General features: G+C 76.5%; 12 protein-coding genes. 4 read left to right on the top strand and 8 right to left on the bottom strand.

From position 1 onward, the window contains the following. Positions 1-64: 64 nt before the first annotated feature. The 3 genes from rplT to infC all read right to left on the bottom strand — a co-directional run bounded on the left by rplT (position 65) and on the right by infC (position 1,518). Positions 65-448, bottom strand: coding sequence for a 50S ribosomal protein L20 (rplT, locus tag VM636_RS24635; protein WP_019325184.1), 384 nt, complete (start codon positions 446-448; stop codon positions 65-67). Between the two features lie 109 nt (positions 449-557). Continuing rightward, entirely contained in the window at positions 558-752 is a 195-nt protein-coding gene (gene rpmI, locus VM636_RS24630) for a 50S ribosomal protein L35 (protein WP_030418114.1), read from the bottom strand. Between the two features lie 109 nt (positions 753-861). Continuing rightward, complete coding sequence (gene infC / locus VM636_RS24625) at positions 862-1,518, bottom strand: translation initiation factor IF-3 (RefSeq protein WP_078855663.1); 657 nt, start codon at positions 1,516-1,518, stop codon at positions 862-864. A gap of 400 nt (positions 1,519-1,918) precedes the next feature. Between infC and VM636_RS24620 the strand changes: the two genes are divergently transcribed. Next, the gene (locus tag VM636_RS24620; protein ID WP_030418112.1) at positions 1,919-2,275 is read left to right on the top strand and encodes a DUF1844 domain-containing protein; all 357 of its coding nucleotides are present in this window, start codon (positions 1,919-1,921) and stop codon (positions 2,273-2,275) included. Here the strand turns inward: VM636_RS24620 and VM636_RS24615 are convergent. Then, on the bottom strand, positions 2,266-3,054 hold the full coding sequence (locus tag VM636_RS24615; RefSeq protein ID WP_053913497.1) for an SseB family protein: 789 nt from the start codon (positions 3,052-3,054) through the stop codon (positions 2,266-2,268). The genes VM636_RS24620 and VM636_RS24615 overlap by 10 nt on opposite strands. Positions 3,055-3,381: 327 nt before the next feature. Here VM636_RS24615 and VM636_RS24610 point away from each other — a divergent pair, with 327 nt between their 5' ends. Then, positions 3,382-4,326, top strand: a complete 945-nt coding sequence (locus tag VM636_RS24610; RefSeq protein ID WP_338485745.1) for a serine hydrolase — start codon at positions 3,382-3,384, stop codon at positions 4,324-4,326. A 185-nt stretch (positions 4,327-4,511) separates the two neighbouring features. Here VM636_RS24610 and mycP read toward each other — a convergent pair whose 3' ends face one another. Both mycP and VM636_RS24600 read right to left on the bottom strand, forming a co-directional pair. Then, positions 4,512-5,690, bottom strand: coding sequence for a type VII secretion-associated serine protease mycosin (mycP, locus tag VM636_RS24605; protein WP_053913500.1), 1,179 nt, complete (start codon positions 5,688-5,690; stop codon positions 4,512-4,514). Further along, positions 5,687-6,655, bottom strand: coding sequence for a hypothetical protein (locus VM636_RS24600; protein WP_234312497.1), 969 nt, complete (start codon positions 6,653-6,655; stop codon positions 5,687-5,689). The genes mycP and VM636_RS24600 overlap by 4 nt, the downstream gene beginning before the upstream one ends. A gap of 1,438 nt (positions 6,656-8,093) precedes the next feature. Between VM636_RS24600 and VM636_RS24595 the strand changes: the two genes are divergently transcribed. Continuing rightward, positions 8,094-9,296 carry an amino acid deaminase/aldolase gene (locus tag VM636_RS24595; protein WP_030418107.1) on the top strand — a complete coding sequence of 401 codons (1,203 nt, stop codon included), beginning with the start codon at positions 8,094-8,096 and terminating at the stop codon, positions 9,294-9,296. A 136-nt stretch (positions 9,297-9,432) separates the two neighbouring features. Here VM636_RS24595 and VM636_RS24590 read toward each other — a convergent pair whose 3' ends face one another. Next, complete coding sequence (locus VM636_RS24590; RefSeq protein ID WP_053913502.1) at positions 9,433-10,398, bottom strand: DUF2510 domain-containing protein; 966 nt, start codon at positions 10,396-10,398, stop codon at positions 9,433-9,435. A 145-nt stretch (positions 10,399-10,543) separates the two neighbouring features. Then, positions 10,544-11,497 (bottom strand): LysR family transcriptional regulator, encoded by a 954-nt coding sequence (locus tag VM636_RS24585; protein ID WP_030418105.1) that lies wholly within the window; start codon positions 11,495-11,497, stop codon positions 10,544-10,546. Positions 11,498-11,567: 70 nt separating this feature from the next. Here VM636_RS24585 and VM636_RS24580 point away from each other — a divergent pair, with 70 nt between their 5' ends. Continuing rightward, positions 11,568-12,698: a TDT family transporter gene (locus VM636_RS24580; RefSeq protein ID WP_030418104.1), complete on the top strand. Its 1,131-nt coding sequence runs from the start codon at positions 11,568-11,570 to the stop codon at positions 12,696-12,698. The last annotated feature ends 40 nt before the right edge of the window (positions 12,699-12,738 follow it).

Below are 12,738 nucleotides of genomic sequence, written 5' to 3'. Positions count from 1 at the left end.
AGGACCCGCAGGCTTCACCAGCCTGCGGGTCCTGCTGTCACGTCGGCTCGGTGCGAGCGCAGCGTCACGCGGCCTTCGGCGCGTTGACGTCGCTCGGCAGCGCCTTCTGCGCGACCTCGACGAGCGCGGCGAACGCGCCGGCGTCGTTGACGGCCAGCTCGGCCAGGATCTTGCGGTCCACCTCGATGTTGGCGGCCTTCAGACCCTGGATGAAGCGGTTGTACGTGATGCCGTTGGCGCGGGCCGCGGCGTTGATGCGCTGGATCCAGAGCTGGCGGAAGTCACCCTTGCGCTTCTTGCGGTCGTTGTAGTTGTAGACCAGCGAGTGGGTGACCTGCTCCTTGGCCTTGCGGTACAGGCGCGAACGCTGACCGCGGTAGCCGGAGGCCTGCTCGAGGATCGCCCGGCGCTTCTTGTGGGCGTTGACTGCCCGCTTGACGCGTGCCACTTGTTAACTCCTTGTAGCGGGGCCGCGGTGGTCCTGACGCGGCCCGGAATCGAATGGGTCCCGGTCCTGACGGACGGCGCGCGCGGTCGGCAGACCGGGCGCCGTCACGTCACTTGCCGAGAAGCTTCTTGATCTTCTTGGCGTCGCCCGGGGCCATCTCGGCGTTGCCGGTGAGGCGACGCGTCACACGGGACGACTTGTGCTCGAGCAGGTGGCGCTTGCCGGCGCGCTCACGCAGCACCTTGCCGGAGCCGGTGATCTTGAAGCGCTTGCTGGCACCGCTGTGCGTCTTGTTCTTCGGCATAGCGCCGTTCTCTCCTCGTCGGTGGCACTCCGGTGCCCGGCCGTGAGACCGGGCACGGTGGAGTGTCGCTCTTGTATCGGATACGACCGGCGGACTCGCGTCCCCCGGATCACGCCTCGGCCGGAGCCTCGGTCTCCGCCGGAGCCTCGGCATCGGCCTCGGACTCCGCGGCGTTCTGCGAGCGGCCGGGGTGGGCCTTCGCCTCCGCCTTGCGGGCCTCCTGCGCCTGGCGAGCCTCGGCCATCGCCTCGGTCTTCTTCTTGTGCGGACCGAGGACCATGATCATGTTGCGCCCGTCCTGCTTCGGGTTCGACTCCACGAAACCGAGGTCCTGGACGTCTTCCGCGAGCCGCTGCAGCAGCCGGTAGCCGAGCTCCGGCCGGGACTGCTCACGACCGCGGAACATGATCGTGATCTTGACCTTGTCGCCCTGCTTGAGGAACCGGACGACATGACCCTTCTTGGTGTCATAGTCGTGCGGATCGATCTTCGGCCGGAGCTTCATCTCCTTGATGACCGTGTGCGCCTGGTTCTTGCGCGCCTCACGGGCCTTCATGGCCGACTCGTACTTGAACTTCCCGTAGTCCATGAGCTTGCACACGGGCGGACGGGCGTTCGCCGCGACCTCGACGAGGTCGAGATCGTACTCCTGCGCAAGCTCCAGGGCCTTGGCAAGCGGGACAATCCCGACCTGCTCGCCGCTGGGACCGACAAGTCGCACCTCGGGAACGCGAATCCGGTCGTTGATGCGGGGCTCGGCGCTGATGGATCCTCCTCGGTAGCACCACGCGGCGGTCTGGCGGACGGCCGCGTTACGTCTGGGTTCTTAGACCTAACCGCGCCGACGCACGAAAAATGCCCCGGACGATCACAGGCGGGGCTCCTCGGACTACTACCGGAGCACCGCCGCGATGACCGCGGGGCGCGATTTCGGGTCGGTCGCCGCCACGAGGACGGAACCGCCTGACCGGTGACCCGCCGTCCCCAAGGACGGCCAGGTGGGAGTTCGGAGCCTCCACTTGTGGGTCGGGCCCGCACTGCCATGGGCGCGCGTGTCCGACCGGTCGTTACACAAGGTTAGCAGTTCGGGAACGCCCGCGCGAACCCGGTGGCTCCCCCGCCTCCTGCCGTCAAGGGGGCGGACACGGGGCCCTATCGTGTGCGGCATGAGTGAGACCCCGCCTGAGACGCCCGACTTCGATGCCATGACCCGCGACATCGCCGAGGTCCCCGCGGTCGAGGTGATCGTGACGGTCGCCGTCAACCTGATGAGCGCCGCGGCCGTGAAGCTCGGTCTGTCCGACGAGGGCGAGGCCCACAAGGACCTGGACGAGGCCCGCAAGCTGGTGCACGCGCTGGCCGGACTGCTCGACGCGAGCGCGACGGAGATCAGTTCCTTCCACGCCGCGCCGCTGCGCGACGGCCTGAAGTCGCTCCAGCTCGCCTTCCGCGAGGCGTCCCTGATCCCGGACGAGCCGGGCCAGGGACCGGGCGAGAAGTACACGGGCGCGGTCTACGGCTGACCCGCCCCCGGCCCGGTCCCGCCCCGGTTCCGGTCCTGGGATCGGGCCGCTTCCCGTACGTACAAGGGCTCGCCCGGCGGCGTCGCTCCGGCCGGCAGCACCGCCAGGTCGAGGCCGCGCACCAGGCGGGCCCGCAGCGTCTCGTCGGCCGCCATCCGCCCGGCGACGGCGCGGGCGGCCTCGGCGGGGGCGGCTGCCGGGTCGAGGACGAGCGCCAGGGTGCCGTCGGCCTGACCGGGGCCGAGGTGGGCGCGGAGCACGCCGGGCTCGGCGGCCACGGCCCGGCGCACGGCCTCGACGACGGCCGGGTCGGCGAGCGGATCGGTGCTCGTGCGTCCCTCGGCGAGGGCGATCAGGGCCTGGCCGGTCAGCTCGAACGGCACCGGTCCGGCGAGGTCCAGCACGACCGTGTCCGCCTTCTCGTGCGCGGCGGCCTGGAGCGCCTGGTGCAGCGGGACGGCGACCGGCCGGGCGGCGGGGTCCCAGCGGGCGAGGGAGTCGGTGGAGGTGAAGGCGGGCAGCGCGGTGCGTCCGCCGGCCTTCAGGGTGGGGACCGCCATGTCGCTGGTCTTCTCGCGGCGCAGCCCGTTCTCGTCCTCCTCCACCTCGCCGAGGACGGCGACGACGGGCACCAGCAGCCGACTGCCCTTGAGCGCGGTGAGGACCGGTTCCAGCGCGGCGCGGTCCTCGGCCCACGCCGCGAGCGCGGCGCTCAGCCGGGGGTCGGCGGAGCCGTCGTCGTCGGCGTACGGGGAGTCCGGGATGTTCTTGTCGGCCACGGTCCCGACCCTACCGAGGGGCCGGCCGGCCCTCCCGTCCGGGCCCGCCCGGCCCCGGTGCCGGAGCCGGGCGGACGGGGCCCGGTGGCCCGGCGGGCCCTGGCGGGCGTGATCCGCGGGGCGGGGCGCGGGCCGGGGTGGCCGGGCGCGGGCCGAGGTGATCGGGGTGCGGGCCGGGGTGGCCGAGGTGCGGGCCCGACGGCAGAGGTACCGGTCCGGGGTGGCCGGTCCGGGGTGGCCGGCCCTCACGGAATTCTCAGGTGGCGCTGACCGGCTTCTCATCCGGCACCTGGGCCACGCACAGGTTCCGGCCGCAGCATCGCCGCCATGGAACCCACCCGAGCCGGCCGGCGCCGCGGCACGCGGACGCGTCGGCGCCCCCGTGTCCTGCCGTCCGCCGCCCTCATCCTCGCCCTCGTCCTCGCCCTCCTGGGCGCCGCCGGGGCGGGCACGGCCGGTGTGGCGGGGCGGGTGCTGCCCGCCGCCCGGGCCGTATCGTCGGCGCCGAACCGGGCGGGCGGGGAGGTCGCGGTGGACGGTACGGCGAAGGCGGCTGCGGACCGGGACGCGCGGCTGGCGCGGGCCATGGCGTCGGTGCCGGTGCCGAAGGGCGCCGAGATGTCGGTGGCGGTGCTGGACCCCGCGTCCGGCAGCGGTGCCACCTACGGGGCGGGCCGCTTCGAGACGGCCAGCATCGTCAAGGTCGACATCCTGGCGGCGCTGCTGCTGCGGGCCCGGGACGAGGGACGCGCGCTGACCGCCGAGGAGAGGACGCGGGCCGCCGCGATGATCCAGCGCAGCGACAACGACGCGGCCTCCGCGCTGTGGCGGACGATCGGCGGCGCCGAGGGCCTCGACGCGGCGAACGCCCGCTTCGGACTGACCGGCACCTCGGCCGGCGCGAACGGCCTGTGGGGGCTCACCCGCACCACCGCCCGCGACCAGATCACCCTGCTGCGGCAGGTGTTCGTGGCGGAGGGCTCGCTGCTGGACGCGGACGCGCGGGCGTACGCAGGGGGACTGATGGGGCGGATCGCCGAAGGTCAGCGGTGGGGCGTGTCGGCGGCGGCCGACGGTTCGGCGTGGGCACTCAAGAACGGCTGGCTGCGGCGGAGCACGACGGGACTGTGGGTGGTCGACAGCGTCGGACGGGTGACGTCGGGCGGCCGTGAGGTGCTGGTGGCCGTGCTGACCCGGGGCGGGGCGACCGAGGAGGCGGGCATCTCGCTGGCGGAGGCGGCGGCGCGGGCGGCGGTGTCGACGGTGGGGTGAGCCGTGGGCTGCCGTGGGCTGCCGGGGACGGCGGGGATGGCGGGGGCCCGAGGGTGCCGCGGGGACGGGTGCCGGGCTCTCGCGGTGGCGTGGGTCCTGCGTGCCGGGCTCGCCCCGGGCCGTGCGGCGCGGGCGGGCTCGCTCCGGGAGCGTGCTGCGCGGGCGGCTCGTTCCGGGACGGTGGGTCAGAAGGGCTCGGGGCGGGTGCGGCGACCGCGCCAGAGGACGACGGCGGTGACGATCAGGACGCCGCCCGCGCTGCCGGCCAGCGGGGCCGCCCAGGCAGCGGGCCCGTCGTCAGACTCCCGGGCGTCCGGTCCGGTGCCGAAGAACTTGTCGCCGTGGGCCGTGGGGTCGACGCCCTCGGGTTTCAGGCGGGCCGCCGCCTCGACGGCCGCCGCGGGGTCCACGAGGCCGAAGCCCCGGGAGTCGTCCCGGCCGCCCGTGGGGGCATTGCGGGCGGTGTCCTCCAGGAGCCTCTTGACCTGGGCCGGGGTGAGGTCCGGGTGGGCCGCCTTGACCAGTGCGGCGGCGCCGGACACGAAGGCGGCGGCGGCACTGGTGCCCCAGCCCTCGTAGTACCGGTGGTCGGGGTCGGCGATGATCACGTCCACGCCGGGGGCGCTGACGGTGGCGTACCAGCGGCGGGTGGAGAACGGGGCGCGGGTGCCGTAGCGGTCGACGGCGGTGACCGCGATCACGCCCGGATAGGCGGCCGGGTAGGAGACGTGGTCGCCCTTCTCGCCGCCGTTGCCCGCCGAGGCGACGACGACCACCCCCTGGCGCAGCGCGTACTGGATGGCCTCGTCCTCGGACGCCTCGGGGTGGGCGGAGTCGGAGTCGTCGCCGAGGGAGAGGTTGATGACGTCGGCCCCGTTGTCGGCGGCCCAGCGGATGCCCTCGGCGAGCGCGTTGCCCCGGCTCTCGCGGGCCTTGGCGCGGGCGGGGTCGCCGTCCTCCAGGATCACCCGGACGGGCAGGATGCCGGCCTCGGGGGCGATGCCGAGGACGCCGTCGCCGTTGCCGGGCCCGTGGCCGTGACCGGCGATGATCCCGGCCATGGCGGTGCCGTGGCGGGCCCACGCCCGGTCGCCCTCGCTCGCGCCGAAGCCGACCAGGTCCTTGCCGGGCAGCACATTGCCCACGAGGTCGGGGTGGTCGGCCTCGACCCCGGTGTCCAGCACGGCGACGGTGACGTCGGCGCCCTTGGTGGTCCGCCAGACCTCCTGGGTGCGCAGGGCGTCCAGGCCCCACTGCTGGGCGCGGATGCCGTCGGCGTGGGCGGCGGGCGCCGGGACGAGGGCGAGGGCGGCGGCGAGGAACAGGCTCGGCACGGCCGTCCGGCGGGCTTTGGTGGTGTTCACGAGGGCTGCTCCGTGGGCGGGCCGACGTTCTTGCGCAGGGCGCGTTCGACGCGGTCGGCGAGACCCCGCGCCTCGTGTCCCAGCCCGGCCTGCGCGGGAGCCGAGTCGGCGCCGGACTCCAGCGCCCGCGCGGCGGGTTCGGGTGTGCCGACGGTGCGGCCGTCCGCCCAGCCGGAGACCGCGTAGACGACGACGGGGGCGTCGGTGAGCACCGAGACGGTCCACGTGGCCCGCTGCCGCGCGCCGAACCCCTCGGCGACGGTGCCCTTCTCCGCGTACGGCAGCGGCACCAGGTCGGTGCGCTCGGCGAGGCGCTCCTTGTCGAAGCGGGCCTTGAGCGCGGTCATGGCGGCGGCGTCGCCCCCGGTGAAGAGCAGGCCGACGGTGGTGACGTGGCTGCGGGTCGCGTCGGTGTAGGTGGCGCGCAGCAGGCGGCGGCAGCCGACGGGGGCAAGGACCTTGTCGAGCAGCGGGTCGAGGGCCTTCGCGCAGTCGCCGTCGGGGGCGACGGCGACCCGGGTCCAGGTGCGGTCGGCGCTGCCCGGTCCGGCGCCCGGGCCCCGCACGGTGGGCGGGAACAGTTCGTCGACCGGGACGCTGTGCCACAGCTCCGCCGCCTCGGTGAAGGCGCCGCGTTCGCCGCCGTCGCCCGGGTCCCCGGCGAGCCAGCTTCCGGTGACGGCGCCGGTGACGAGGCCCGTCCCGAGCACGAGGCAGACGGCGGCGGCGACCGCCTGCGGGCCGAGCCGGCCGCCGAGCGGGCGGGGACGGGCGGACTCGCCGTACCCCTCGGGCCGGCCGAAGGTCACGAACGGCCGTCCCCCGGGTGCGGGGTGGGCCGGGTGGGCCGGCCAGGACCGCGCCGGGGCGGGCGGGGAGACGTCGGGCCGGACGCGCCGCAGCCGCGTGGTCGTCTCCGACGGGCTCTCGGCAGGGCGGTGGCCCTGCCGGGCCGCGCCGGTCACGCCGATGGGGTACGGGGAGACGGTGCGGGGTGCCTCGGCCCGCGGGGCCGGGCTCCGCTGGGGTGCGGGCGCCTCGGTCGCGGTGCCGGTGGGGGTGGCCCGGTCCGTGGCGCGGTGGGCGGTGTGCGGGCGGGTGCCGTCGCCGGGGTAACGGGTCGCCGGGCGGGGCGGGGGCTGGGGTGCGGGGTCGTTTCGCCACGGGCCCCCGGGGCTCGGGGCCGCCGGGGACGCCGAGGGGCCGGGTGGCGGCGGGGTCGCCGGGCACGAGGCGGCCGGAGGCGCGCCGACGGGGGTGCCGGACGGCTCGCGGGGGGCGCCCCGGGGCGGGGTGCCCGGCGTGCCGTCGCCGTCGGCGCCGGGGCGCCCGACGGTCGGCGGGGCGTCGGGGAAGCGGGTCGAGGCGAGCGGCGGCGCGGGCTCCGCGGCCCGGGGTTCGGCGAGCCGGAACCGTGGGGGACGGGCGGGCGCGTCGGGCGTGCCGGGTGCGCCGGCGCGTGGTGCGGCGGAGGGGCGGCCGAGGGCCCGCGGCGGCGTGTCGGCACTGGTGCGGGGCTGCGGCGTGTCGGCGCCGTCGCGGCGTGGCGCGTCGACGGGTGACGGCGTGTCGGCGCCCTCGGGGCGTGCGGACGGCGTGTCGGCGCGCGACGGGGTGGGAGGGGCCGGCGGGGTGCCACCGGGGTGCGATGCCCGGGTGCCGGCACCGGGTGGGGCGCCACGCCGCGACGGCGCGTCGTCGGCCGCCGTGCGCGACGACGGCGTGTCGGGTTCTGCGGGCGGCGCGGGTCGCCCGGGGTCCGCGGAACGTACGGGTCGCGCACCGGTGCCCGGCGGCGTACCGACAGGGCGCGGTGACGACGTGTCGGTTCCCGGGAGCCCGCCACGCCGCGACGGCGCGTCGCCCGCACCGGGGCGTGACGACGGCGTGTCGGCACCCGACGCGCCGTCGGACCGTGGCGGATGCGGGTCGGCCCCCGTGCCCGCGCCGCGCCGCGCCGGCGTGTCTCCCGTCCCGGTGCGCGGCGGCGGCGTGTCGGCGTCGGCACGGCGCGTCGGCGCCGGGGTGCCGGTGGTGTCGGCCGGGCGGGGCGGGCCCGGCGGTACGGCGGGCGGGGCACAGGGGCGTGGGGGGTGAGGGGCGCGGCGCGCGTCCGTGCTCATGCACCCCCCGTTTCCTCGGGCCCGAGCCGATCCGTCCGGCGCGGGCCGGTCCTCTCCTGCCCTGGACCCGGCGGACAGGCCGTCCCGGGCACGCATACCCGCACGGGGGGAGCGCCATCCGGCGCGGAGCACACGCCCTGGTCACCAGGGCGGTTCCGCCGTGCGTGCGCGTCACTCTACGGCGTGTCCAGGCATGCGGGGGAACCAGTCCGGCCCGGCCGTGGCATTGGCCCGGAACATCCCCCTACCCTCGGGTAATCCGGTCTGGCAGGCTGCGTCCATGACTGCGCGCGCCGCCGACCGGGCCCGTTACGACCGGGCCACCGCCCATCTGGACGCCCCCGTGGCGATCGTGGACCTGGACGCCTTCGACGCCAACGCGGACGATCTGGTCCGCCGGGCCGGCGGGAAGCCGGTCCGGGTGGCCGGGAAGTCCGTGCGCTGCCGGGCCCTGCTCGAACGGGTCCTGGCCCGGGACGGGTTCGCGGGCGTCATGTCGTTCACGCTGGCCGAGTCGCTGTGGCTGGCCGGCTCCGGTTTCGACGACGTCCTGCTCGCCTACCCGTCGGCGGACCGCGCCGGGTTCGCCCGGCTGGCCGCCGATCCCCGGCTGGCCGCCGCCGTGACCGTGATGGTCGACGACCCGGCCCAGTTGGACCTGGTGGACGCGGCACGCGGCGAGGGCCGTGAAGTGGTGCGGGTCTGCCTGGAGTTGGACACGTCACTGCGGATGCTGGGCGGGCGGGTGCGGATGGGGGCGCGGCGTTCGCCGCTGCACTCCCCCGCCGAGGTGGCCGACCTGGCGCGCGCGGTGGCCCGCCGGCCCGGTTTCCGGGTCGTCGGAATCATGGCGTACGAGGGGCATGTGGCCGGGGTCGGGGACGCGGTGGCGGGGCGTCCGCTGCGGTCGCGGGCGATCCGGCTGTTGCAGGCCGCGGCCCGTCGTGAACTGGCCGAGCGGCGCGCCGCCGTGGTGCGGGCGGTGCGGGAGGTCGTGCCGGACCTGGAGTTCGTCAACGGCGGCGGGACCGGCAGTGTGCAGCACACCGCGGCGGAGGACGCGGTGACGGAGGTGGCGGCCGGGTCGGGGCTGTACGTGCCGCGTCTGTTCGACAACTACACGTCGTTCCGGGGCCGTCCGGCCGCCCTGTTCGCGCAGCCCGTGGTGCGGCGGCCCGGTGTCGGGGCGGTGACGGTGCTGGGCGGCGGCTACCCGGCCTCCGGTGCGGCCGGGCCCGACCGGCTGCCGGTGCCGTACTTGCCCGAGGGGCTGCGCTACGACCCCCGGGAGGGCGCCGGCGAGGTGCAGACGCCGCTGCTCGGCTCCGCCGCCGACGATCTGCTCATCGGCGACAAGGTGTGGTTCCGGCACGCCAAGGCCGGGGAGCTGTGCGAGCGGTTCGACGTGCTGCACCTGGTGGAGGGGGACGTGGTGACGGCGACGGTGCCGACGTACCGGGGCGAGGGGCACACCTTCCTCTGACCCCGGCCCGCCGGGCCCGGAGGCCGCGGGCCCGCGCCACCGCCCGCGCCGCGCCTCCTCGCCGTCACGCCCCCTCGCCGTCACGCCGTCACGGCTTCACGGCTTCACGGCTTCACGGCTTCACGGCTTCACGGCTTCACCCGGAGCGTCCGATCCCGCTCCCCACGCCGCCGCCCGTTCCCGCGTCGCCCGCCGGGCGGATGCCCTTGGTGATCAGGTCCATGTCGGTCAGCGGCGGCCCCTCCTCCCCCGCGTCGAAGACGTACCGCACGAGGATCGGGGACTCGGTGCCGACGGTGGACGGGAAGACCATCGACTGCACGTAGCCGCCGGGGCCCTCGGCCGTCGTGACCCGCCAGCGCACGTAGTACCCGGCGCGTCCGGCGACCGCGACCGGGCCGGAGCCGACCGTCTCGTGGGCCGTCATGCCGCCGAAGGGCTTGCTGTCGAGGGCGTCGTGGTCGTAGGCCGACTCGGCGGCCTCCTCGATGTCCTCGCGGGCCAGGACCTCCGGGGAGGTCTCTGCGGTGGCGGTCACGGTGCGGGAGAGGACGAGGCCGTGCCGGCACACGCCGCCGTCCGCCGGGCAGCGGTAGGTGCCGTCGGTGGTCATGACGACGTCGGCGCCGGAGACGTTGCGGGGCCGTACCCAGCCGTCGGGCAGCGGGAAGGTGATGCCGTTGAGCTGGTCCTCCACGACGGCCGGGCCGTCGGCCGGGGGCGCGGAGGAGACGGGTGCCGGGGACGTCGGGGTGCCGCTCGCCGGGTCGGCGGCCGGGGCCGACGGGGCGGGCGGATGGCGGGCGTCCGTGTCGGCGCCGTCGTCGTCGCGGAGGAGGACGGCGGCGCCGACCACCGCGGCGACGAGCACGGCAGCGGCCGTGGTCAGGGCGACCGCCCTGGCCCGCGCGGGCGCCGGGTGCCCGGGGCCCGCGCCGGTGTGCGGCGGCACGGTCGGCGGCTCGGGCGGGTAGGCGGCCGGGCCAGGCGGGTACGCGGCGGCCTCGGGGGCACGGCGGTGCTCGGTCCAGGCCGTCCCGTCCCACCAGCGCTCCTGGTGCGGGGCCGACGGGTCGGGGTACCAGCCGGGCGGAGGCGTCATGCTCATCCCGGCACTGTAGGGCGGGGGCCCGTACGGCTGTCACCCCCACCGGGGATTCCGCCGCCCACCGCTCGCCGCGCGGCACCCGCTCGCCGCGGGACGGCGCCGCCCCGCCCCGCAGCCGCTCCGGCACCCTGGCCGCGCGTCACGGCACCCGTCCCGGCGGGAGCCGGGTGAGGGAGAGCAGGCTGCGGGCCGGGCCCGTCGGACGGTGGCCCGTCGGCCACACCGCGCGCAGGTCGCGGGCGAGCGTGACGTCGGCCATCGGGACGCTGACCAGGCGGCGGGTGGCCAGTTCCTCGCCGACGGCGAGTTCGCTGAGGACCGTCGGGCCGGCGCCGCCGACGGCCGCCGCCTTGACGGCGGTGGTGGAGGACAGCTCGATCAGGGGGCGTGCCAGGCCGCCCAGGGCCGCGTCCAGCACCTGCCGGGTGCCCGAGCCCTCCTCGCGCAGGATCAGCGGCGTGGCGGCCAGTTCCGCCGCGGCGAGCGGCCGGCGGCGCCGGGCCCAGGGGTGGCGCGGCGCGGTGACCACGATCAGCCGGTCGTGGGCGATGACGGTGGAGTCCAGGCCCGGCGGCACGCCCACCCCCTCCACGAAGCCGAGGTCGGCCTCGTCGGTCAGCAGGCGTTCGGCCACCGCCGCCGAGTTGCCCGCGAGCAGCGAGACGGCCGTGTCGGGCAACTGGGTGCGCAGCGCCACCAGCCAGCCCGGCAGCAGGTACTCGGCGATGGTCATGCTGGCGGCGACCCGCAGCCGCGAGTCCCGGCGGTCCCGCAGCGCCTGCGCGCCCGCGTCGAAGGCCTCCGCCGCCTCCACGACCTGCCGCGACCAGTCCGTGACGAGGACCCCGGCGTCGGTCAGCCGGGAGCCCCGGGGCGAGCGGTCCACGAGGGCGACGCCCAGTTGCCGTTCCATGGAGCGGATGCGGCTGCTCGCGGCGGGCTGGGTGATGCCCAGTTCCCGGGCGGCTCCGCCGAGGCTGCCGAGCCGCGCCACGGCGAGCAGCAGTTCCATCGCCCCCAGGTCCGGCACCCGGTGCGCCAGAGAACCGGCGGCGTGCGGCGCCGCCTCACCCCGTACCTCCCTCTTGCCCATAACCCCAGCTTATGCCCCCATAGGGACGGGGTCCCTGGTCGGGGCGGGCCCGCGCGGAGACCGTGGAACCATGGTCACCGCAGCACAGACGCTCCCGCCCGGCACCTCCCGCGCCCCGCGCGTACCGGCCGTCCGCCACCTCGGCCCGAACTGGTACGCCTCCGTCATGGGCACCGCCATCGTCGGCACCGCGGGCGCCGGGCTCCCCTGGGAGGTCCCCGGGCTGCGCACGGTCTGCGCGGCGGTGTGGGCGCTGTCCCTGGCGATGCTGGTGGTGCTGCTGGCGGCCCGGACACTGCACTGGCGCCACCACCGCGACCAGGCCCGCGCCCATCTGCTCGACCCGGCGGCGGCCCCGTTCTACGGCTGCCTGTCGATGGCGCTGCTGGCGGTCGGCGGCGGCGCGGTCACCGTCGGCCGGGACTGGACGGGCGAGCGGGCGGCCGTCGCCCTGGACGTGGTGCTCTTCACCGCCGGTACGGTGATCGGACTGGCGGCGGCCGTCGCCGTGCCGTACCTGATGGCGGTGCGGCACCGGATCGAGCCGGGCCAGGCCACCCCGGTGTGGCTGCTGCCGCTCGTCGCGCCGATGGTGTCGGGGGCGCTCGGACCGCTGCTCGTGCCGCACCTGCCCGCGGGGCAGCCGCGCGCGACGCTGCTGCTCGCCTGCGTCGGGATGTTCGGGCTGAGCCTGCTGGCGACGCTGGTGATGCTGCCGGTGGTCTTCGGCCGGCTGGTGACCGGCGGGCCGCTGCCGCTCGCGCTCACCCCGACGCTCTTCCTGGTGCTCGGCCCGCTCGGGCAGTCCACGACGGCCGTCGGCAAGTTCGCCGAGACCGCCCCCGGGACGGTCCCGGAGCCGTACGCGACGGGCTTCGGCGTCCTCGCCGTGCTCTACGGGGTGCCGGTGATGGGGTTCGCCCTGATGTGGCTGGCCCTGGCCGCGGCGCACGTCGTGCGGGCCCGCCGGCGGGGCATGGGTTTCTCGATGACCTGGTGGGCGTTCACCTTCCCGGTGGGCACCTGCGTGACCGGCGCCGAGGCACTGGCCCGGCACACCGGACTCGCCGCCTACGAGGGGCTTGCAGTCCTGCTCTACGCGCTGCTCGTCACCGCGTGGGCGCTCGCCGCCGCGCACACCGCGCGGGGCCTGCTGACGGGCGCCCTGCTCGCGGCGCCCCGCCCGGCCCCGGCGGCCTGAGCCCCGGCCACCGCGCCGCACGGGTCCCGCCGGGGCCCGC

This window comes from Streptomyces sp. SCSIO 75703 (assembly GCF_036607905.1).
Classification (GTDB): Bacteria; Actinomycetota; Actinomycetes; order Streptomycetales; family Streptomycetaceae; genus Streptomyces.
Note: the sequence above shows the minus strand (reverse complement) of the source record. Positions and strands in the feature narration are given on the sequence as shown.